Consider the following 19,505-nt stretch of genomic DNA (forward strand, 5'->3'; position numbering starts at 1 on the left):
GACTCGGCGATGCTGGGAGGTCTGCTCAGAGCAGAGCAGCAAGCGCGCCTTGGGCGGACACGTCGCGAGCCTTCGAGGCATCACCAAGGGAAACGAGCGGTGGCTATGATCGAGAAGACCAACGCTTATGGGCTCGAATTCCTCGTGCCGACAGCCGACATGGGCGTGAGCAAGTCTCTGCGAGAATTTGGTGAGTTCGCCCGACCGGAGATGGAACTAATCTCGGAGCTAGTCGGTGTCGGGACCTATATCGATATCGGTGCCAATATTGGGTCGATTGCCCTGCCCGTCGCGAAGACGGCCGCTCGGGTCATTGCCGTAGAGGCCAATCGAGAGGTCGCAGGCTTGCTTGCAGCGAACGCACTCAACAACGGCCTAAGCAATGTCGCAGTGCACCACGCAGCAGTTGGCGAGACCCGCAGGCTCGCCAAGTTTCCGATGATGCCCTTGTCCGAGATGGGCAACCTCGGCACCTCCGGCTTCCATCATGCCGGAGCTTACCCCGAGGAAGTGGTTCAGATGACGACGCTCGACGCCTTGGCTCCCGGCGACACGACGATCGTAAAGATCGACGTGGAGGGCTATGAACTTCAGGTTCTGCGTGGCGGAACCCGTGTCCTGAATGATGTCAGGCCAGCTTGGCTCGTCGAATCAAGCGGGGATACACCCGGCAATCGGGCGGTCATCGACCTCTTCGGCCAAGCTGGATACAGGCTCTGGTGGTTCCTGGCACCGTTTGTCACACCCCTCTCTGAGCGATCAGGCGACGAGGCCATGCGCAACAAGGGGGATTTCAACATCCTGGCCTTGCCTGATGGCAAGGAGCCAAGCTGGCCGATGCCGCCTGTTGTGGACGGACCAACTAGCCCTGCATTGGTGAAGGACTACCCGTATCTCGCGCGGTACGGGTACGGACGTCGAGACTGGCCTGAAACGCCACAGACAGCCAGCACGCCTCCTAACACTCAAAATTAAGCTCTAAACTTGATTCAACATCGCATCTCGATTCGAAACGGGCGAGTTGATCGCACATCATCAACACTGCAAGATTGAAGATGAATAAAGAGGCTCGCCTTATATGGCAGCCGAGACGATGAAATAGATCGCGCCCGGACCGCCGTCTGAACCGTCGGTGATGGTGCCACCGCCTGATCCACCGCCAGGCCAGTAGACCGCTCCAGTAGGAGGTGTCCCCTCCCCAGGCGCCGCGCCGCGGCCGGCGAAGAATAGCGGGAAAATGTCACTGAAGCCGGCTGCACCGCCGCCTCCAGTGCGATTGGATCCATTCCCTGCGCCTCCTGCACCTCCGAACTCACCAGCCGAGCCATTGCTGCCAACGAGCCCCCCTGCCCCGCCGGTGCGGTTCAAATCGCCATTGAGTCCCATGCCGGGCGTTTGAGTTAGCGCACCTCTTCCACCGGTCGCGGTCACGACGAAGCCCGCGGGAGTCGTCAGCGTCGTGTCGCCCCCATTTCCCCACGACCGAACACCCCCAGCACCCACATTGTAAGTGAAGGCCTGTCCCCGTTTCATCGAAAAGCGCTTCAGTGCCGCGCCGCCTCCGCCCCCACCACACTCTTGGCCTTCGGAGGCGAGTCCCGCCGCTCCGCCTGCGCCAATGATCCCGACGACGACATCGCAGTCCTGTGTTGCTGTGTAGGAGCCGGGCCCTGCGGTGAAGGTTCTGAAGGCGTGTATTGGTTTGGAGGCGCCCGACCTCTTGGGTGGATTCATCGCCTGGGACAGGCGCCTGGCCTTAAAAAGCCCAGGACGCATCAGTAATCCCCCCACTCAGCCGCGAACACGATCCCCGTATTGCTCACCCCGATCGCCACATAGAGCTCGGCATTGGCCGCCAGGATCATCGCCGCGTCCTCGCTGTACCCGAAGTCGGCCGGCGTCTGCCCCGTCGTCTGGGCCACGGTGTAGGCGGCCATCAGCTTGGAATTGATCAGCTTCTTGGTCGTGCCCGCGTCGTAGGAGACGTAGAGCTGCAGCTCCGTCGCCGTCACGGTCGCCCGCGCCAGGGCGGTGATCTTGGTCACCCGGGCGCCGTTGGGGCCGGCGGTCAGCAGCTTCTGGGTGTTGGTGGGGGTGTCGGAATAGGTGGAGTTGGCCGTCGTGCAGACGGCGACGCCCGACTTCGGCGTCTGGGGCGTGATGACGTTGTTGCCGGTGACGGCCATGGGTGATCCTCAGAACAGGAGTGAGAAGGCGATCGCCCGGGCGGTCGCGGCGGCGCTCGCGGCGGCGGCCTTGGCCGCCTGGTCGCTGGCGTAGTCGGAGAGGTCGGCGACGGCCGGCGCGGTCCAGGCCGGCGTCGTCCCGTCGGTCTTCAGGAACTTGCCGCCATTGCCCCCCTGCCCCGGCAGCACCCCGGCCTGGCCGGCCCAGGCCTGCTGGTCGACATAGGTCCGCACGGCGTCGACATAGGCCTTGATGGAGGTCCCCCCGATGGCCAGGGAGAAGACGTTGGCGCCGTCGCAGACCACCAGGGCGGTGTCGTTCACCGCCAGCGCCACGGTTGCGCCGGCCCCGGTCGTCAGCGTCACCGCCCCGCTGGCGCCGTTGCGGGCCAGATAGAGCTTCGACACCGACGGCAGGGTCACGGTGGCCGGGCCCGTCCCGGTGAAGTCCAGGATGGCCGAGCGCGCCTCGTCGTCGCCGTTGGAGGCGGCCAGGACATAGGGCGCCCCGGCCAGGGCCACGCTGGCGCGCCCGGCGATCGCCGCGTCGAGGCGGCTGATCGCGTTGTTCAGCTTCGGCGCGCCCCAGGTGTTGAGGTTTTCGCCGGCCGCCTGCAGCTCCAGCCGCAGTCGGGGGGTGTAGGATGAGGGCATTAGAGCGCAGCTCCCGTGTCTTGCCGGATCCAGTGGATTCCGTCGGAAAGGGCCAGGATGTTTAGGTCGCTCACCAGCAGCAGGCTGCGCGGCCAGGCCGCCGCCGGCGGCAGCTGGGCCTGGACGCAGGCGAAGACCGGACTCGGCGCCCCGGGCGCCCGCAGGGCCCGCAGGGCCCGCAGGGCCTCCAGGATCTCGCTCAGCATCGGCCTCAGGCTGGCCGGAGCGTCGGGGGTCAGGACGGCCATGCCGACCGCCCCCCGGCCGCCAGCAGCGGCTCGGCCGCCAGGGTGGCCAGCGCCTTGCCCCGGGCCTCCTTGGCGCGGGCCTCGCTCAGCGCCGCCTCCAGCCGCGCGGCGAACAGGCTCAGCAGCTCGGCGTCCCTCAGATAGGGCGCGGCCTCCACCAGGGCGCCGAACAGATACAGGTCCGGATAGTCGGCCAGCACCGCGTTGGTGGGCTGGGCGTCCGACAGGGCCAGCCGCCCTACCATCCGCAGGGTCAGGCCATAGGCGCGGTCGCAGGGCCGGTCGAAGGCGATGACGCCGCCGTTCAGGCTCCACGCCTGCGGCTCCCCCGCCGCCGTCGCCGCCGGCAGCAGGGCCGGATCGACGAACCGCAGCGCCGTGCGCCCCTCGGGCCGGTTGAGCCACAGGGCCACCGGCTCGCGGAACCCGGCCGGCAGGGGCACGGTGCGAACCCCGGTCGTGGCGGTCAACGCCTCCTCGGTCTCCATCATCCGCAGGCGCAGCACGCGGTTCAGCCGCGATTCAGCCAGCGCGATGAAGTCGCCCGTGCGGTCGGCCAGGTCGCCACGTTCCAGCCAGTCGGCCACGGCGGTCTTCAATTGGGCATAGGTCGCCAGCGCCATGCGACGCGCCTCCGTCTATCGGGTCTGGGAAAAGGAAGCCGGGGCGGCCACGAACCGGCGGCCGCCCCGCGGGCGGCTAGTTGTTGGCCAGGCGGCAGGCGAGCTGCGGCCGCAGGGTCTTGAAGCCGTAGAGCACGTCCAGCCGGCAGGGGAACTTGTCGTTGTTGATGTCGTACTGGCGCACGATCCGCATCGAGATCCCGTCGAAGGCCTCCCGCGCGGCGAAGTCGACGCCGCGCGGCATCACCATGTCGGCGGTGGCGAAGGCGAAGGCCCCCTTGTGATAGGCCATGGACAGGCCGTGGGCGGTGTTCCCGGTCCCGGCCACGGTCAGCGCCACGTTGTCGCCCGGCGAGCCGCTGACGTTCTGCAGCGCCCCGGAGGTGATGATCGAGGGGCTGATCTGGATGGTCAGGTTGCCGGCGCCATCGGCCGTCCCGTCGGCGGTGGCCACGAACTGCTGCAGCACGCCGGTGGAGCCCTTGGTCTCCGGATGCACCCGGAACACGCCGGTGATCGTGAAGATGTCGCCCTTCTTCAGAGCCGCGGTGGAGGCGGTCCAGGCGTCTGTCACCAGGGTCGCGCCGGTCTGGCCCGCCCCGTTCACCAGCGGGGCGCCGGCCTTGGAGCCCACGGTGTGGCTGGGCCACAGGGTGTTCTCCATGAAGTCGAACCCGGCGGTCCGGCCCATGAAGCCCTCGCGGTACTGCTTGGACAGGTTGGTCTTGTCGTTGAACAGACCCTTCAGGGCGTCCACCAGGTCCACATTGTCCTGGGTGTTCAGGTTGCAGGTCCGGCCGGCCAGCGGGGCCAGGTTGTCCACCAGGATCTTGCGGCCCTGCAGCACCTTGGCGAAGGTCGTGGCCGCGCCATGGTTGTTCACCTGGTTGTTGACGTCCTTGTACATGGTCATGGCGTCGGCCTCGATATTGGCCGCCAGCACGCTCATCGCCGGCTCCAGGACGCGGTCGCTGAAGTCGTCCAGGCTCATGGTCAGGTCCACGGAGGTGAAGTTCAGGTCCACCCCCTTCTGGGTCTGGACCTTCAGGTCGACACTGGTCTCGGTGGTGTCCTGGGCGGCCAGCGTCGAGCCGGTCCGCACGATGTACTGGTTGGGCAGGCGCACCTTCAGGGTGTCGCCCACCTTGGCGCCCTGGCGGGCGAAGCTGTCGTCGTACTCGCGGGTGATCGAACCCACGAAGTTCAGTTTCTGGTGCAGCACGCGCAGGGCTTCGCGCGTGACGGCGGTGGGGGAAAGCAGGGTGTTGGCCAAGGTCTGGCGTCCTCTTCGGATGGCGCGGCGGCCCTCAGGCGCGCGGCGCAGTGTTCATGGTAAGGATCAGCGGCGGCGGTCCTGGCCAGGCCAGCGCACGGTCCGGGGTACAGGCGCGGTTCGCGCGGGTGGTGATGGCGACTTCCAGAGCTGGATTGGTCGCGCGAAGGTTGTCTCGGTCGGCGGGCGACGCCGAATGTTGATCTTTCGCGACGTTCGGCTAGGTTCGAGAACGAATAAGGAACGAGGCGGCGGTTTGATGAGCCAAAGACTGGTGCGGCGGTACGGCATCCCCAGCGCGCTCCTGCTGTTGGGGTATGTCCCGACGCAGATCTACGTGGTGATGCCGATCGCTGCGCTTTGGATATTTTGGCTGATAATCCGCGAGCCGCCGGCTCAAGGGGTCGGTCAGAAGCTGACCAGGCTGGCGGCCATCTTCCTGATCATGGCCATCCCCACCGCTATCCTGTGCTTCTTGGTCGGCTATCTGTTCTGGCAAGGTGGCGATAGCGGCGAGGCTTTAGGGGTCATCCTGCTCTTGGTCGGTCCCTGGGCGGCCATACCCTTTGTCGCCGGTCTCATCGCCATGCTCGTCGTGCTCTTCCAAGAGCGCGGCATGCCAACCCAGCCGAATCAGCCTGGTCTTCAGTAGCCCGAGTAGCCGGGCAGCATCGGGATCCCAGGCGCACCATCCAGTCCCTTCGACAGCCGGGAGAGCAGAAGTCCTGGCGCGGTGGAGCCGAAGCCTGTTCCAAGCACGGCCCGGGATCGCTGCATCTCGGGCGAGAACTTGCCGCCCTCCAGGCGCGTGTCGTGGCCGGGAGTCGCCTTGTCTCCGACGCGTTTGCCGATCGTCGCCTGCATGACGTCCCCGACGAAGCTGTTCGAGTTCACGTTCCAGCCATAGAGGTTGTCGGCCCGGTTGGTCCGCCTGACCTCGGCGCGCGCGGGCGCCGAAGCCTCCTGCGCCGTCTTGTTCGGGATGAAGGTCTGAAAGACCGCGCGATCCGCACGGCCGAAGTCCTTGCTCTCCCGGGCCGGCGTCACCGCGCTTCGAACGCGCAGGTTCCCGGCCAGACCATCGCGAACGAAGGCGGCGCCCTCCGCTGATGGACCGCCGCGGGCGATGAACTGCCTGTCCCCGTCGTCGTACTCGATGAACATGTGGTCCGGGCCGGCGGACGCCCAAGATGGCAGCCATGGAAGTTTCGTCTGAAGGATGTCGTTGGCCTTGACGGTCACCAGGGTCCCGGGCGGACCGCCGGCCTTGGCTCTCTTGGGGGCGGCCGCCAGCGACGCCCGATTTCGAAGGATCAGCTTGTCGACGGTCGCCATCTCAACGCCCCTTCAGCGCCTGTTCGTTGCGGCGGCGGATCCACTCCCCAGTCGCCATCTCGTCGCGCACCCCGCCACCCGGAACCGCGGCCCCGGTGACCGAGATCGCCGGGCGCACGGCCTGGCTCTGGGCCAGGGTCTTGGCGGAGACCTGCTGCTTTTCCAGCTGCTCGCCCAGGTGGGCGCGGTGCAGGATCTTCCATAGCCGCGGGTCGGCGATCTCCCGCAACTCCTCCAGGGTCACCCCGAAGGCGCCGGCATATTCCACCAGCTTGGCGGCCACCTCCGGCGACCAGCCCTCGATCTCCTGACTCAGCACCCGGCCGGTCTCGGCCAACTGCTCGGCCGCCCTGCGCTGCGCCTCCAGGCGCCCCTTCTCGGTCCTGTGGGCGAGCGACCAGGCGAACTGGTCGCGCACCTGCTGGGTTTCCGTGAACTCCGCCCACAGCGCCTGGGCGCTCTGCGGATCGGCCTGGCCGAACGCCTCCCAGTCGACGCCCTGATACGCCTCGAGCTGCTGGTCCAGCAGGTGCAGCCGCGCCCGGTCGCCGATATCGGCGTGGGCAAGTTCGACCTCCTCGGCGTGGGCCCGGCGCTGGGCCTCCAGGGCGCGCCGGTGCTCGGCCAGCTCCTGGGTCTTGCGGGTATAGTCCCCGTGCATCAGGAAGGCGCCCTTCAGGGCCCGCGGGATGCGGTAGAACTGCCCGTCGTGCTCGACCTCCTCAAGGTCGTCCTCAGGGGGTTCGCCGGGCGCCTGGGCCTCGGCGACTTCGGCCAGGACGTCAGCGTCCACGGCCAGATTGGTCGCGTCTTCGTCTCTCATGATGTCCTCAGGGGTGATCGGCCCGCCAAGGGCCGGTGATGACGCACGCGCCAAGCCCCCGGCGATCCCGCGGGACTTCAAAGCGCATGTCGAAAAGGCCGCGACGCTCAGCCCGTGAGCAGGTCCCGCAGCGGGACCGGTGCGTGGAACGCACCTCTAACCAATATTGATATTGTCCCAAAAAGCCGCGCAGATGGGCGATGTTACACTTGACATACCCGCCCCAAAATATAGGGTGAGGTCATAGGAGAACTCCCGTGGCCAAGTCCGTTTTCAATGCCCCGCAATTCCAGACTGAAGCCGGCGCTTTCGAGTACGTGGAGGCGCGCCTTTGGCCCGATGGCGCGTTCTGCCCGCACTGCGGAGAGTGCGAGCGCGTCGGCCGCCTAGGCGGCAAGACCACCCGGATCGGCCTGCACAAGTGCTACTCCTGCAAGGGCCAGTTCACCGTGCGCCAGGGGACCATTTTCGAGTCCTCGCACCTGCCCCTACATCTCTGGCTGCAAGTCATCCACCTGATGTGCGCGAGCAAGAAGGGCGTCAGCACCCGCCAGATTCAGCGGATGCTGGATTGCTCCATGAAGACCGCCTGGTTCCTCACCCATCGCATCCGCGAGGCCATGGCTGACGGCGCTCTCACCCCCTTGGGCGGTGGCGGCGGGGACGTTGAAGCCGACGAAACCTACATCGGTCGGGACGGCAATTTCTCGGCGCGCGGCGGCAAGAACATGAATGCCGTGCTGAGCATGGTTGACCGTCAGACCGGGCGCGTGCGCTCCCAGGTGTTGGACAACGTGACCGCCAACGCCGTCACCAACGCCGTGGGCGCCAACCTTGCCGCCGACACCCGCCTGCTCACCGACTCCTCGAACGTCTATCGCCGCGTCGGCGCGGTCCTGGCGGGCCATGAAGCCGTCAATCACTCCAAGGGCGAGTACGTCCGCAAGGGCGACGTTACCGTCCACACCAACACCGTTGAGGGCACCTTCTCGATCTTCAAGCGCGGGATGCGCGGCATCTATCAGCACTGCTCGCGCAAGCACCTGCACCGCTATCTGGCTGAGTTCGATTTCCGCTATTCCAACCGGATCGCGGTCGGCGTGGATGACAAGGCCCGCGCCGAAAACGCCCTCATGGGTGTCCGCGGCAAGCGCCTCACCTATGAAACAGTTAGTCGCCGGTGGCCCGCCGCCGAAGGCCGGATCGTCTGGTAAGGGCCGATGGTTCACCAAGCCGCACCGCTGGCCGCGCCGCGACCGAAACCCGCAACTAGAATTGCCGTTTGGCGAATGAATCGGCGGAGGCCATATTCAGCCCATGGCGACTGAGCCCAAACCAGCGAAGTTGACCGACGAACAGCGCCACGCGCGGTTCGTGGAGATGGCTCATGAGGTAGAGGCATCCGCCGAGGTTGAGGCCTTCGACAGGGCATTTAGGCGTGTTGTACGCCCACCAGAGAAGCCGGTGAGCGACGATGACTGACAATGTCATCGGCGCTTTCAGCGAGGAGCAGACCGCTGCGCTCGCCGATGTTTCCCGTGGCCTTCTAAGGCAATGGGACCGAAAGGGCTTGCTCCACCCGAGCTTCGGCGTCAGCGACCCACACATCCCGTATGGGCGGATCTACTCGTTCCGTGATGTCGTATCGGCGCGCGTTCTGGGTCAGCTCCACGCCCATCGCGTTCCCCTGCGCCACCTCATCGAAGTTCACGCGAAACTGTCCAAGCTATCCGACACTCCATGGGCCTCCACTGTGCTGTACGTGCTGGGCAAGGAAGTGGTCGTCAAGTCACCGGGAAGCCGCTATCGCCACAAGCTGCTCACCGATCAGCAAGTGTTTGACATCCCTCTCAAGGTGGCGATCAGCGGCGTCCGAGCAGATATCTCGAAGCTGAATGATCGCCGCAAGCCGGGGCGTATCGAACGCGACAAGTTCGTCGCGCAAAATCAGTACGTAATCGCGGGCACCCGGATTCCAGTGGCGGCCATCCAAGGTTTCGCTGCGGCTGACTACAGCACCGCGCAAATTCTTCGGGAGTACCCCAACCTGTCCGCTGAAGACGTGGCCGCCGCCATCGCCTTCCGGTCGCAAATCGCGGCTTAGTGGCGGCGCAGCTAAAGCTCCGGTTCTTCACAGACGAAAACATTGGCGATTCGATAGTCCGCTATCTGCGCGGACGCGGGCACAGCGTGTACGTGTGTAAGAAGCATTTGCCCGAAGGAACGCCAGACCCTGTCGTGGCGACCACGGCGATGGAGGATGACCGTATCCTTGTCAGCCAGGACAAGGACTTCAACCACCAACGATTTGAGCAACCGCGCTATGCCACGCTCAGCCGCATCGGCCTGACCGGCCACGGGCCTGAACTCCTCGCCGCAGTCAAAGAGCACATCCATCTCGTTGAGGCCCAGTGGGCACACAAGGCAGCCGCTGAACGCATGGTCGCGCGGCTCAAGGTGGGGCAGGTGAAGTTCTCGAAGTGATGGCTGGGCTGGTGGGCCTCGAACCCACGACATCCGGAGTGACAGTCCGGCGCTCTTCCTGCTGAGCTACAGCGAATGTTATCTAGGAAGCCTTCAGCCAACCACAAGCCCAAGGGCCGGGCGTGCGCCGCGTCAGCCCAAGAACGATTGATTGTAGATTCGGGCCACCCTGACCCGAACGTCCACAGCGATAATTAGCCGGACGTGATCCTTGGGATGGTCGACGTCAGTCAGCAGGCGGTCAGTCTCGACCTCTAAGCTGGAAATCATGGCGTCGTCTTCAAGTAAGCACATCATTGGGTTGGAGGCGTCTCGATCGGCCATAACCTGCTCCTTGTGCTGCGGCATCGACAGCGCATCGAGCAGGGTCTTGATGCGACCGTCGATGTCCCCGCCCTGGTAGATGGCGCCCGCCGGCTCCTTTCGCAGAAAGAGCACCTTAAGGCCGCAGTGCAGGTCGTAGGAATCTCGGACAAGCGGCCAAAACCGGTGGCCATGCTTGTCGATGGGCTCGTTGAGGTCAATGAGTTCGCGCGGCGGCTCATCGGCAGGTTTGATGCGAGGAGCAAAGGGCGACAGGAGTGGTCGCCGATGGAGGTGGTGGCCTTGAATCAGCACTCCGCCGTTCAGTGGATACTCGCCGTTCGTGCTCACTGAGATGAGCGCCGGGTGGTTAGTCCAAAGGTCGACGAGTTGGGGGTGAAAATGCTTCCTAATCTCCCACTTAGCTTTGGGCTTCGGCTTGTTAGCCGAGGCAGGGAGGGGCCCGTCATAGGTCAAAGTGAATTTCATCAACGGCGTCCCCCGAAAGCCGCCTTCGCGTTGAGGAAGCGGCGCGCTCACGACACGCCGCCTTCATACCACAGCTTGCGCTTGGTATGGGAAGTGTAACATCGCCCGCAGATGTCAAGAACAAACGGAGAACAATTCGACGGTGACTGTTCCCACGGTGAGGTGCGGGTCGGCCTCGAGCCCTACTCGTACGGGAAGGGCGCGGTGTTGTAGGTGGTCCGCTCCTGGAGCTGGCCGGACTCGCCCCCCGTGATGGTCCTCTCCAGCACGTCGGTTCCGTCGAACCGGATGCGGGCGTCATAGGCGAGGTAAGCGTCACCGCCGTGAATCTGCAGCACGAAGCCGGACCGATCGGCCTTGAGGGCGACCTCGCCCGGCTCGTAGAGCCCCATCACCGCGCTCAGAGGGACGATGACGTCGCGCCCGGAAACGGTGATCCTGATCCGCCCCACCTGGCTCCGCGGCGCCTGGAACTCGCTGAATGGCCACTGGGTCTGCATCACTGTGTCAGGTCCGGCCGGCGCCTTGGAGATCCTGGCGGTCGCCACCAGCTTCCCGTTGTGGGCGGTCACCACGACGGGCACGCCCACGGCGGCCAGCCGGCCCGTCGCCGGCGCAGCGGGTACCGGCGCGCCGGCGATGAGCAGGAGGGAGCCCAGCGCCAACGCCATCATCCGTCGCATCTATCCCCTCCCCCTTCAGGTTGGCGGCCGCCGCCGACCCCCAGGCACAACCCAGAGGCGGTCGTCGCCGCTCCTCACCACACCGTCCCTCACATCTCGCGGCGTGACAATACAGCCCTCGGAGCTGTCTCTCGCCGCCATGTCGCCGCCGTGGATCAGGAAGGCGCTGCGGCCCTTCATGTCATTGGACTCCAGCGGGCTCAGCGGCAGGGCGTTGCGTAGCCTGCCGCCGCCATGGGTTCCCATCGGCCCGATGTCATAGCCGCCTCGCGGGAGAGGACCGGTGGACCCCACGCCGTCCATGGCCGGGTTGTTCATGCCCGCCCCCCTGCCGGCGTAGTTGCCCGGATGGACGGCGCCCACACCGCCTCTGTCGGGCATGGGCGTCTGGCCGGACGGCAGGTCACGCGCGGCGGCTTCGGCGTCGGGATAGCACATCCGCCTCTGGATCAGGGCCCCGGTGGACTGGTCATAGACCCAGTCGATCGGTATCAGGCCGGCGCGGATGTTGTTTCGGATCGTCTCCCGCACCTGGGCGCGCAGCTCGTCATGGTCTCGCCTCGGGTCAGGCATGATCTCCAACTCCCTTGCGATAGGGTCCGGTCGCCCGCATCCGGTTCGTCTCGGCCTCGAAGGCCTCGATCTCCAGCTTGCGGGCCTCGTGGGCGCGGTCCTGCTCCAGGGCGGCGATCTTGGCGCCGGCGGCCTGCAGGGCCTGGGCGAGCTTGGCCATCTGGGCCTTGGCCGCCTCCACCTCCGGCGCCGCGCCCTTGGCCTGGTCCGGGACCATGGCCGCCAGCCGTCCGGCGATTTCATCGGCGCCGGGCCAGTCGAGGTTGCGGGCCAGCAGATCGCCGATCACCGGCGCCGCCGGCGGATAGGCGCGGATCAGCTCGATCATCTGGGTGGCCGCCTCCTCCCGGCGGCTGGTGAAGCTCGGCCCCGACTTGACGGTCAGATCGTACTTGCCCGCCGCCAGGTCGTAGATCCTGGTGATCTTCCGCGCCTGGTCGGCCGGGTCGGGCGCCTGGAACTTCTGGTTCACCGGCGCCAGCCTCGCCTCCCCGCCCGGCCCCAGCACGCGCACCACGCGGGGCGCGGAATAGACCTTGGGGATCAGGTCGATGAGGATCCGCCCGGCATGCCGGATCGCCCGGCTGAGGTTGTCGATATAGTGGAAGGTGGACACGTCCCCCTCCCGCTGCCGGGCCATGATCGCCCGGCCCGAGGTCTCGTTGGACCGCGCCCCCAGGCTGGCGTCGTGCAGGCCCATGATCGACTTCATGTCGTCGCTGGCGTTCAGCGCCTCCTGCAGGGCGCCCGCCGGGACCCCGCTGAAGGGCTGCCGCATCGGCGGCTCGGGACCGTCATATTCGATATAGGCGTGGGTCTGAACGTTCGCCGTCGCCCACTTGCTGGCGTCGGTCTCGAAGGCCCCCTTGCGGCCGATGAACGGCGCTTTTGGAGCAAGCGCCACCAGCTCGGTGGACGTCGTGCGCCAGTAGTTGAACATCCGCTGCGGGTCCTTGGCGTCGCGGACCAGGCTGCGCAGCCGGCGCTTGCCGTCGACGTACAGCTCCTCGCCATAGACCGGCACGATGGGAATGAACCTGCCGGCCCAGTCCACGGTCTCCAGCACCTCGGCGCCGGTCAGCACCCGCTGCACCACCTTGTGCGAGGCCACCTGCCGCGGCTGGCCGATGACGCTGACCCCCAGGGCGTCGAACATCGCCTTTTGCGCCTCGTAGACGGAGCGTTCCACCACCTGGCCGTCCGAGAGGGCGAGGAGGGTCTTCATCACCGCCTCGCGCCGCCAGTACTCGGCCACCATCACCCGGTCGCCCTCCAACCAGGGACCGCCCAGCCCGGCATAGGAGTCGGCGCTCCAGTCCGCCGCGTCGGCCCCCTTCCAGCGCGCCTCGAAGACGGCCTTGGGTAGGGTGTCCACCACGAAGGCGGTGTTCCAGTCCGACGAGTCGGCGGCCTGGGAATTGGGGTCGCCGTAGATGCTGAAGGGGTTGGCCACCCGCTCGATCACCAGGTCCTGGTCGAAGCTGTCCTCGCCGGCGTAGCGGGTGTTGATCCGGAAATAGCCGAACCCGCCCGTCACCGCGAAATCCAGCGCCGTGTCATAGGCCACCTCCGCGTCGCTCGACTGCTCGATGTTGCGGATCAGGCCGTTGAAGATCTCTGCGGTTTCCGGGTCGGCGCCGTCGTCCACCGGATGGCAGCTGATGGCCGGCTTGTTCTGCCGCGCGTCGTTGACCACCTGGCGGATGAAGGCGGGCAGCCGGTTGATGGTCAGGCAGGGCCGGCCATCCAGCTCCCGATCGCGCCGCACCTTGTCGGGCCACTGCTCCCCCAGCCGCGCGAAGCGGATGTCGTCCAGCGCCTCGCGCCGGTTCTCCGACTCGTGCTCGCAAGCCAGGTCGAACGCCTCGCGGGCGTCCTTCAGGATGTCTTCGGTTTTCATGCAAGGTCCTTCGGCGCGCCGCGCATCGGCGCGGCGCGAGGAACCGCCGGAAGGCGGTTGGAGGGGCGAACCGCCCGCGTGTCAGGCGTGAGCCGCGCTACTGCTTCTGGAACGCGTATTTGAACTCGCCGTCGTCACAGTTCTCAAACTGCAGGGTCGGACGGGACAGGAAGATCGGCGGGATGAACTTGACCAGCGCGCGGGGCGCCGGGGGGCTCGAAGCGTAGCAGGGAGCCCCCATGATCAATTCGTCGCCCGACATGATGGTCACCTCGACAGGTCTCGAGAAGACCAGGAATTCCCGGGCACCAGGCGGTTCAGCCAGGCTCCAGGTTCCGGTCCCGGAGAACGGAACCCTTGGCTTGGGAAAATCCACGTCGATGGGAGCGCCCCGGACCTCGGCCGTGCCGTTGGCGCGAAGGATCAGCACGCCTCCGGCGTCCGCCTTCCACACCCCGATCAGATCCTCCCGCGACGGCGCGGGCTGGCTACAGGCCGACAGCGCCACGGCTGCGAGCGCCAGGGTCGACGACAGTGCGAAACGCCTCATGCCACGCCTCATCGCCGACCGCCCTGAGCTGGCGCGGCTTTGGTGGGAATCTTCTCCGTCCAGCGGAAGGTCTGTTTGGTCGCCGAGCCCGGACCGGTCTTGACCAGGCCGTTGAGCACGGGATCAACGTGCTGTTGGTAGAATTTCGTATAGCCGATCACCGGCGGATGCAGCGCCGACGCCAGCGACGAGGTGTTCTCGGCGGTGAAGTCCACAGTCGCGACCCCGTTCTCATCGACGGCCCGGATCTTGGGCGTCAGGTTGTAGGAACCCAGATAGGCGGCGGCAAGATTGCCCGATGCGCCACCCGTCGGGACAGCCGAATAGGCCTTGATGAACTCGGGCGCCCCCTTCCAACCGCCCAGGGCGTAAGACTGCGGCTGCGCCTTGCCCGGCTTGATGGCCCTTGTGGCGACCTTGTCGCGCACCCCCTGCACGAAGTCATGCTTCCGGAGGACCCGGGTCGCCGGATCGTCCGGCCCGAAATCGTGGCGGCGCGGCCCGGTTCCCGTCAGCCATTCCCAGCCCAGCTGGTAGTAGCCGGTGTCATCGTGCGGCGGCGGCTTGGCTTGCCGCTGCTGGGCAAAGGAATGGCTTGGCGGCGCCAACCGGTCTCCACCGCCGGACCCGGCCAGCCGGTCACGCCCTTCCCCACCCGAAATGACGTCGTCGCTTGGGGCGGAGAGGCGCGTCCAGGCCGCGTGCGCCGCCCGGTCCCGCGCATCGGCGATATCGACCGTGCGCCGCGTGAACCAGCTTTCACGATCATCCAACTCATCACGCATCGACATCGCCTTTCATCCCGCGTGAACAGGGTCACGCTACATCGAACAAATAGAGAACATCAATAGGTGGAAGTCGCCCGCTGCGGCGCCCTCACCCCATCCAGTTCAGCCCCTGGGCGCGGGCCGGCTTCGGCCGGGCCGCGCCCTGGCGGTTGACGGCGAACTCGCCGAAGGCGTCGGCGCCGTGGCTGGCCGCGTCATGCAGCGGCCCGACGAAGCTCCGCGTCGCCGCGCTCCAGCGCTTGCGATAGGCCCGCAACCGATCCAGCCCGATGGCGCACTTCTCGGCGTCGAACCAGGTCAGCGGGATCATCAGGCGGGCGGCGTTGATCCGCTCGTCCGGCCCCTGGGCCGTCCCCACCGAGATCGGCCAGACCCCGAGCCCGCCGAGCGTCTCCAGCCGCGAGCGCCCGCTGGCCCCCAGCTCGCGCACCATCACGTCGTGCGGCAGGTGGTGGGTCCCATAGACATAGGGCTGGCCGGCGATCGCCTTGCCGACGATGGCGTCCAGCCCCTCGCCGGAGGTCTCGAAATAGTCGATGGCGCGCACCTCGCGCCCCACCTGCTGGAAGAACCAGATGGCGGTGTAGTCGTCGATCCCCAGGTCCCAGGCGGTGTCCACCTTCAGGGCCGGGTCGTGCGGGACCCGCCCGATCCGTCCGGCCGCCTCGGCCTCGCGCAGAGCCTCTCCGTAATAGGCGCCGGGCGCGGCGGCGTCGAAGGCCACCAGGTACTCGGTGTCGAACCTCGCCTGCCCCTCGGCCTCCGAGCCTGCCTCGGCGATCAGCTCGGCCCGCTCCACCGCCAGCTGCGCAGGCGTGAAGACGTCCGTCTCCGTGGCCGGAGACTTCAGCGTGAACCAGGCCGGATCGGCGGCGCGTACGTCGAAGGCCCGCGTCGCATGACCTCGGCCGCGCGGCGTCCAGATGAACAGCGCCCACCCGTCGCTCTCCACGAGAATGGGCCGGATGTAGGTCCAGGCCTCCGGCTTGGCGAGCGCCCACTCGGAAAACACCACCCCGCGCACCGAGGACCCCACCAGCCGGTCGTAATTGTCCGACCCCACCACCTGCCAGACCGAGCCGTTGCGGAATTCGATCTTCATCTCGGCGTCGACGGTCCTGGCCCGGAACCCCTTGGGAAAGGCCTCGTCGATCCGCTTGGCGCCCGTGTGCGGGTTCACCGCATCCCAGATCGCCTTGCGCCCCTGTGAGGCCTCCGGCAGCAGGTGCCAGTAGGTTCCGGGCTTCTTCACCACCTGGGTCGCCGCCCAGTGCAGGGCCACCTCGTCCTTGCCCCAGCGCCGGTGCGCCACCACGTCGGCCCGCTTGCCGCCCGTCTGCAGGTAGCGGATCAGCGGCTTCTGATAGGGCCGCGGCTCCCAGCCGCCCGGCACCCTCAGGTTCACCTCAGAACTCGACGACCTCGACATTGATCACCACCGCGTCGGGATGTTCCTGGTTGATGCGCGCGCCGTAGGATCGGGGCGCCAGCTTGGCCGCCTGCCACTGCCGGGCGGTGATGCGCGTCTTGTCGACCGCCAGGGTTTCCGGCGTCGCCCCATCGGCGATCTCCCGGACCTCCTCGAACAGGCGGTCGGCCTGGATCTCCCGGGCGTTGGCGTAGAGGGCCACGAACTCGGGATGGCGCTTCAGCCAGTGATAGATGGTCGAAACCACCGGCATGTCCTCATCCTCGCAGATCCGGATCAGGGCGCGGCCCTCCGCCAGCCGGCGGCAGAACTCCACGGCGGTGTCGAGGTTGTAGTGGCTGGGCTCCCCGCCCCTGTGCGGGCCACCGCCGGCCTGCAGGGCCAGGGCGTACATCTCGGCGAAGTCGGCCCGGCGCTTGAGCCAGTTCTGCACCGACTTCGGCGACGGCATCCCCTTCCGGCGGCAGATGGCGGCCAGGCTCTGGCCCTTGGCGGTGAGGTCACAGATCGCCTCGGCGACCTCCGGCGAATAGTGGATGGATGGAGCATAGGGCACGGCGGTGCGCCCCGGCTCCCCAGGGGGATCGGTCATCGGGTCTCCTTGGAATCGGAATGTCCGCGCGGTTGACAGGGCCAGGCCGCGCGGGAGAGATGCAACCTTTGCTTGCGCCTGCGCAGGTGTTTGCGTGGGCGTTCCCCACAGACTGAGCGGGGATGTCATGGGTCAGGTCTTCAGCACGGTGACCGTCGCGCGCGGCGAGACGGTCACCTTCACCCGCACCATCAACACCCAGGACTACACGGCCTATGAGCTGCAGCTGCAGACTGGCGTCACGCCGCCAACCTTGATCAACAACGGCACGATCCAGTTCTCGTCCTCTTACCCCTACTTCGACCCCAACGTCATGCTGGTGGGGCTCTCCAGTTCTTCGGCATGGCGCGGCACGACCATCGAGAACAACGGAACCGTCGTCTTGGAGCAGACGGTCGGCTACGCCGAGGGTCTGGTGTCAAATGAGGGCGTCACCCCGGGCTTTCTGAACACCGGCGACTTCCTGGTGCGCGCCAAGTATGAGGCCAACGGCTTGAGGAGTTGGGGCGGCCCCGTCACAAACACAGGGCATCTCACGGTCGAGGCCGGTCGGTATGCGATCGCCATCGGCATGGAGACGCCGGCGGCGATCCGGAATTCCGGCGAAATTGTCGCCCGCACCACCGGCTCCGGCTTCGCGGCCGGTATCAGCCTCCAGAATGGCGGCCTTCGGCTTGAGAATGACGGCCTGATCCTCGCGACCCATTCGGACCCCGGCGCCACCGCCATGGGCGTTCGCGTGACCGGCGTGAGCACGACCCCGCTCGAGCTCGTCAATCGCGGCACGATCACCGCCGACGACGCCATACTCGACCAGGCGCCCAACAGGTATCCGGGCTTCTACAGCATCCAGCACGTCGACAATTCCGGCGTGATCAACGGACGGGTCACCCTGGGACTGGACGACGACACGGTCGTCAACTCCGGCCGCATCAACGGCGCCGTCGACCTGGGCGCCGACAACGACCTCTATGACGGCCGCCTCGGCTCGGTGGTGGGCATGGTGGCCGGCGGCGACGGCGCCGACACCCTGCTGGGCGGCCAGGGCTTCGACTACCTGCACGGCAACGCCGGCGTCGACAGCGTCTCGGGCGGGGCCGGCGACGACTGGGTCGTGGGGGGCAAGGACGACGACGTCCTCTCCGGCGACGCCGGTGACGACGTGGTCTATTCGAACCTCGGAAACGACACCCTCTCCGGCGGCGACGGCGCCGACTGGGTGCGCGGCGGCCAGGGCGACGACAGCCTCGCGGGCGGCGCCGGCAATGACTGGATGTCCGGCGACCGCGGCGACGACACGATCTCGGGCGGCGGGGGCGCCGACCTCTTCAACAGCTTCGTGGGCGCCGGGATCGACCGCGTCCTCGACTTCTCCCTGGCCCAGGGCGACCGCGTCCACCTGGAGGCGGCCACGCCCTACACCGTCACCCAAAGCGGCGGAAACACCATCCTCGACCTCGGCGCCGGCGACCAGATCATCCTGGTGGGGGTGTCGGTGGCGGACAGCGTGGCGAGTTGGCTGCTGGTGGGATGACGGGGCGGCCGTCCGGCCCCCACAATCGTCATCTCGGAACAAGCCCGAGTATGGCGGTCTGAAAGGGGCGCCGCCTCCGTAGTGATACCGGCACTGTCGCAGCCTACCCCGCCGCCCACACCGGCGGGGCGCGGGGACACTTGTCGATGTCGGGGTCGATGGCGCGCTCCCAGCCCTCCGGCCAGTCCTCGGCATAGGCGCGATCATGGTCGGCGAGCAGCAGCAGGAAGGTCCCAAGCGACGACCCCGCCGCCCATTCGGGCTTCTCGAGCCCCCGTTCGTGGTCGAAGAAGTAGACCGCCGGTACGGCGTCGCCAGAGGATAGATCAAGCCCATAGAGATTGCCGCACCCGTCAAGGAAGATCGGGACGGCCTGAACGTGGAGCAGGTCGGTCACGTCCACCGACAGCGGCTCCCAACGCCCCATCCAGTCATTCCAGAGGGGGCCGAGAGCTGCGAAATCGCCGACCCGCTCAATCCTCTCCCGATAGAAGGCCTCAAGATCAGCGGGAAGCTTGCGGCCAAGCCTCTCGCTTACATAGGCGATGTTTCGTTCAGCATGGTCGAACTTCTCCCGCTTCAGCACGCCAGCCTCTTGGAGGCGGCGGGCTGCTTCCCCGACCGAAATGCTCATATCGGGCCTCCGTCTCTAGGCGGCGTCCGAGATCGGGGCACGCCCGGGCGTCGGATATAGGGGGCGACCAACTGATCAATCCGCAGCTTCTCCGCCATGATTTCCGCCTGCGAAGGACTTCGGCCTTTCAGGCCTGCCCTGAACGCCGCCCAGGCCCGCGAGGCGATGATATGCGCCCTTTGCCGAAGCGCCCAGAGGTTGGCCAAGGCGTTCGGGTCAACGTCAGGAAACCGATGCGCCCACTCAAGGGGAAGGCTGTGGTGAACCTCGGCCTCCATCTCTCCCGCCGAGAGCCCATTGGCCGGGGCAAACCTTGCGCGGGCGGCGCCGCGCAGGGCTTCAATCGTTCTCTGCCAGGCTTCCCGCGCCCGAGCTGCGCTGCGAAGGTTGGAAACTCGTCATCC

The 19,505-nt window shown here is 66.8% G+C and carries 23 protein-coding genes; 6 read left to right on the forward strand and 17 right to left on the reverse strand.

What is annotated here, in order from left to right; all coding sequences use genetic code 11:
- The first annotated feature begins 105 nt into the window (after positions 1-105).
- Positions 106-975, forward strand: a complete 870-nt coding sequence (locus tag AC1RN5_RS10630; protein WP_493041121.1) for an FkbM family methyltransferase — start codon at positions 106-108, stop codon at positions 973-975.
- Positions 976-1,074: 99 nt separating this feature from the next.
- Here the strand turns inward: AC1RN5_RS10630 and AC1RN5_RS10635 are convergent, their stop codons facing one another.
- The 6 genes from AC1RN5_RS10635 to AC1RN5_RS10660 all read right to left on the reverse strand — a co-directional run bounded on the left by AC1RN5_RS10635 (position 1,075) and on the right by AC1RN5_RS10660 (position 4,984).
- Entirely contained in the window at positions 1,075-1,776 is a 702-nt protein-coding gene (locus tag AC1RN5_RS10635) for a glycine-rich domain-containing protein (RefSeq protein WP_493041122.1), read from the reverse strand.
- Positions 1,776-2,186 carry a hypothetical protein gene (locus AC1RN5_RS10640; RefSeq protein WP_493041123.1) on the reverse strand — a complete coding sequence of 137 codons (411 nt, stop codon included), beginning with the start codon at positions 2,184-2,186 and terminating at the stop codon, positions 1,776-1,778. The genes AC1RN5_RS10635 and AC1RN5_RS10640 overlap by 1 nt, the downstream gene beginning before the upstream one ends.
- A 9-nt stretch (positions 2,187-2,195) precedes the next feature.
- The gene (locus AC1RN5_RS10645) at positions 2,196-2,840 is read right to left on the reverse strand and encodes a hypothetical protein (RefSeq protein ID WP_493041124.1); all 645 of its coding nucleotides are present in this window, start codon (positions 2,838-2,840) and stop codon (positions 2,196-2,198) included.
- The gene (locus AC1RN5_RS10650; RefSeq protein WP_493041125.1) at positions 2,840-3,088 is read right to left on the reverse strand and encodes a hypothetical protein; all 249 of its coding nucleotides are present in this window, start codon (positions 3,086-3,088) and stop codon (positions 2,840-2,842) included. The genes AC1RN5_RS10645 and AC1RN5_RS10650 overlap by 1 nt, the downstream gene beginning before the upstream one ends.
- A complete protein-coding gene (locus AC1RN5_RS10655; protein WP_493041126.1) occupies positions 3,076-3,711 on the reverse strand; it encodes a phage adaptor protein in 636 nt (211 codons plus the stop codon). Before AC1RN5_RS10655 ends, AC1RN5_RS10650 begins: the two co-directional genes overlap by 13 nt.
- Positions 3,712-3,787: 76 nt before the next feature.
- Complete coding sequence (locus tag AC1RN5_RS10660; RefSeq protein ID WP_493041127.1) at positions 3,788-4,984, reverse strand: P22 phage major capsid protein family protein; 1,197 nt, start codon at positions 4,982-4,984, stop codon at positions 3,788-3,790.
- 259 nt (positions 4,985-5,243) lie between these two features.
- On the opposite strand from AC1RN5_RS10660, the gene AC1RN5_RS10665 reads away from it, so the two are divergent.
- Positions 5,244-5,636, forward strand: coding sequence for a hypothetical protein (locus AC1RN5_RS10665; protein WP_493041128.1), 393 nt, complete (start codon positions 5,244-5,246; stop codon positions 5,634-5,636).
- Here AC1RN5_RS10665 and AC1RN5_RS10670 read toward each other — a convergent pair.
- Positions 5,630-6,319, reverse strand: a complete 690-nt coding sequence (locus tag AC1RN5_RS10670) for a hypothetical protein (RefSeq protein ID WP_493041129.1) — start codon at positions 6,317-6,319, stop codon at positions 5,630-5,632. The genes AC1RN5_RS10665 and AC1RN5_RS10670 overlap by 7 nt on opposite strands.
- Before the next feature lies 1 nt (position 6,320).
- Positions 6,321-7,142 carry a hypothetical protein gene (locus AC1RN5_RS10675; protein WP_493041130.1) on the reverse strand — a complete coding sequence of 274 codons (822 nt, stop codon included), beginning with the start codon at positions 7,140-7,142 and terminating at the stop codon, positions 6,321-6,323.
- Positions 7,143-7,399: 257 nt separating this feature from the next.
- Here AC1RN5_RS10675 and AC1RN5_RS10680 point away from each other — a divergent pair, with 257 nt between their 5' ends.
- The 3 genes from AC1RN5_RS10680 to AC1RN5_RS10690 all read left to right on the forward strand — a co-directional run bounded on the left by AC1RN5_RS10680 (position 7,400) and on the right by AC1RN5_RS10690 (position 9,626).
- A complete protein-coding gene (locus tag AC1RN5_RS10680; protein ID WP_493041131.1) occupies positions 7,400-8,356 on the forward strand; it encodes an IS1595 family transposase in 957 nt (318 codons plus the stop codon).
- A gap of 260 nt (positions 8,357-8,616) precedes the next feature.
- A complete protein-coding gene (locus AC1RN5_RS10685; RefSeq protein ID WP_493041132.1) occupies positions 8,617-9,246 on the forward strand; it encodes a DUF433 domain-containing protein in 630 nt (209 codons plus the stop codon).
- Entirely contained in the window at positions 9,246-9,626 is a 381-nt protein-coding gene (locus AC1RN5_RS10690; protein WP_493041133.1) for a DUF5615 family PIN-like protein, read from the forward strand. The genes AC1RN5_RS10685 and AC1RN5_RS10690 overlap by 1 nt, the downstream gene beginning before the upstream one ends.
- Before the next feature lie 132 nt (positions 9,627-9,758).
- Here the strand turns inward: AC1RN5_RS10690 and AC1RN5_RS10695 are convergent, their stop codons facing one another.
- The 8 genes from AC1RN5_RS10695 to AC1RN5_RS10730 form a co-directional block, all read right to left on the reverse strand.
- The gene (locus AC1RN5_RS10695; RefSeq protein WP_493041134.1) at positions 9,759-10,469 is read right to left on the reverse strand and encodes a hypothetical protein; all 711 of its coding nucleotides are present in this window, start codon (positions 10,467-10,469) and stop codon (positions 9,759-9,761) included.
- A gap of 131 nt (positions 10,470-10,600) precedes the next feature.
- Positions 10,601-11,101, reverse strand: coding sequence for a hypothetical protein (locus tag AC1RN5_RS10700; RefSeq protein ID WP_493041135.1), 501 nt, complete (start codon positions 11,099-11,101; stop codon positions 10,601-10,603).
- 15 nt (positions 11,102-11,116) lie between these two features.
- Positions 11,117-11,674: a tlde1 domain-containing protein gene (locus AC1RN5_RS10705; protein ID WP_493041136.1), complete on the reverse strand. Its 558-nt coding sequence runs from the start codon at positions 11,672-11,674 to the stop codon at positions 11,117-11,119.
- Entirely contained in the window at positions 11,667-13,574 is a 1,908-nt protein-coding gene (locus tag AC1RN5_RS10710) for a portal protein (RefSeq protein WP_493041137.1), read from the reverse strand. The genes AC1RN5_RS10705 and AC1RN5_RS10710 overlap by 8 nt, the downstream gene beginning before the upstream one ends.
- 97 nt (positions 13,575-13,671) lie before the next feature.
- Positions 13,672-14,124 carry a hypothetical protein gene (locus AC1RN5_RS10715; protein WP_493041138.1) on the reverse strand — a complete coding sequence of 151 codons (453 nt, stop codon included), beginning with the start codon at positions 14,122-14,124 and terminating at the stop codon, positions 13,672-13,674.
- Positions 14,125-14,132: 8 nt separating this feature from the next.
- Positions 14,133-14,915, reverse strand: a complete 783-nt coding sequence (locus AC1RN5_RS10720; RefSeq protein ID WP_493041139.1) for a hypothetical protein — start codon at positions 14,913-14,915, stop codon at positions 14,133-14,135.
- Positions 14,916-15,000: 85 nt separating this feature from the next.
- On the reverse strand, positions 15,001-16,317 hold the full coding sequence (locus AC1RN5_RS10725) for a hypothetical protein (protein WP_493041140.1): 1,317 nt from the start codon (positions 16,315-16,317) through the stop codon (positions 15,001-15,003).
- Position 16,318: 1 nt separating this feature from the next.
- Positions 16,319-16,933, reverse strand: coding sequence for a terminase small subunit-like protein (locus AC1RN5_RS10730; RefSeq protein WP_493041141.1), 615 nt, complete (start codon positions 16,931-16,933; stop codon positions 16,319-16,321).
- 127 nt (positions 16,934-17,060) lie between these two features.
- Between AC1RN5_RS10730 and AC1RN5_RS10735 the strand changes: the two genes are divergently transcribed.
- Positions 17,061-18,467, forward strand: a complete 1,407-nt coding sequence (locus AC1RN5_RS10735; protein ID WP_493041142.1) for a calcium-binding protein — start codon at positions 17,061-17,063, stop codon at positions 18,465-18,467.
- 103 nt (positions 18,468-18,570) lie between these two features.
- On the opposite strand, the gene AC1RN5_RS10740 is transcribed toward AC1RN5_RS10735, so the two are convergent.
- Positions 18,571-19,101 carry an SMI1/KNR4 family protein gene (locus tag AC1RN5_RS10740; protein WP_493041143.1) on the reverse strand — a complete coding sequence of 177 codons (531 nt, stop codon included), beginning with the start codon at positions 19,099-19,101 and terminating at the stop codon, positions 18,571-18,573.
- Between the last annotated feature and the right edge of the window lie 404 nt (positions 19,102-19,505).

The organism is Phenylobacterium sp. GW821-FHT12F10 (assembly GCF_058806695.1).

What these genes read in the sequence shown, in the direction of transcription:
- AC1RN5_RS10630 (WP_493041121.1), top strand. Translation starts at nt 106, where the DNA reads ATGATCGAGAAGACCAACGCTTATGGGCTCGAATTCCTCGTGCCGACA.
- AC1RN5_RS10635 (WP_493041122.1), bottom strand. Translation starts at nt 1,776, where the DNA reads ATGCGTCCTGGGCTTTTTAAGGCCAGGCGCCTGTCCCAGGCGATGAAT.
- AC1RN5_RS10640 (WP_493041123.1), bottom strand. Translation starts at nt 2,186, where the DNA reads ATGGCCGTCACCGGCAACAACGTCATCACGCCCCAGACGCCGAAGTCG.
- AC1RN5_RS10645 (WP_493041124.1), bottom strand. Translation starts at nt 2,840, where the DNA reads ATGCCCTCATCCTACACCCCCCGACTGCGGCTGGAGCTGCAGGCGGCC.
- AC1RN5_RS10650 (WP_493041125.1), bottom strand. Translation starts at nt 3,088, where the DNA reads ATGGCCGTCCTGACCCCCGACGCTCCGGCCAGCCTGAGGCCGATGCTG.
- AC1RN5_RS10655 (WP_493041126.1), bottom strand. Translation starts at nt 3,711, where the DNA reads ATGGCGCTGGCGACCTATGCCCAATTGAAGACCGCCGTGGCCGACTGG.
- AC1RN5_RS10665 (WP_493041128.1), top strand. Translation starts at nt 5,244, where the DNA reads ATGAGCCAAAGACTGGTGCGGCGGTACGGCATCCCCAGCGCGCTCCTG.
- AC1RN5_RS10670 (WP_493041129.1), bottom strand. Translation starts at nt 6,319, where the DNA reads ATGGCGACCGTCGACAAGCTGATCCTTCGAAATCGGGCGTCGCTGGCG.
- AC1RN5_RS10675 (WP_493041130.1), bottom strand. Translation starts at nt 7,142, where the DNA reads ATGAGAGACGAAGACGCGACCAATCTGGCCGTGGACGCTGACGTCCTG.
- AC1RN5_RS10685 (WP_493041132.1), top strand. Translation starts at nt 8,617, where the DNA reads ATGACTGACAATGTCATCGGCGCTTTCAGCGAGGAGCAGACCGCTGCG.
- AC1RN5_RS10700 (WP_493041135.1), bottom strand. Translation starts at nt 11,101, where the DNA reads ATGCGACGGATGATGGCGTTGGCGCTGGGCTCCCTCCTGCTCATCGCC.
- AC1RN5_RS10705 (WP_493041136.1), bottom strand. Translation starts at nt 11,674, where the DNA reads ATGCCTGACCCGAGGCGAGACCATGACGAGCTGCGCGCCCAGGTGCGG.
- AC1RN5_RS10710 (WP_493041137.1), bottom strand. Translation starts at nt 13,574, where the DNA reads ATGAAAACCGAAGACATCCTGAAGGACGCCCGCGAGGCGTTCGACCTG.
- AC1RN5_RS10715 (WP_493041138.1), bottom strand. Translation starts at nt 14,124, where the DNA reads ATGAGGCGTTTCGCACTGTCGTCGACCCTGGCGCTCGCAGCCGTGGCG.
- AC1RN5_RS10720 (WP_493041139.1), bottom strand. Translation starts at nt 14,915, where the DNA reads ATGTCGATGCGTGATGAGTTGGATGATCGTGAAAGCTGGTTCACGCGG.
- AC1RN5_RS10730 (WP_493041141.1), bottom strand. Translation starts at nt 16,933, where the DNA reads ATGACCGATCCCCCTGGGGAGCCGGGGCGCACCGCCGTGCCCTATGCT.
- AC1RN5_RS10735 (WP_493041142.1), top strand. Translation starts at nt 17,061, where the DNA reads ATGGGTCAGGTCTTCAGCACGGTGACCGTCGCGCGCGGCGAGACGGTC.
- AC1RN5_RS10740 (WP_493041143.1), bottom strand. Translation starts at nt 19,101, where the DNA reads ATGAGCATTTCGGTCGGGGAAGCAGCCCGCCGCCTCCAAGAGGCTGGC.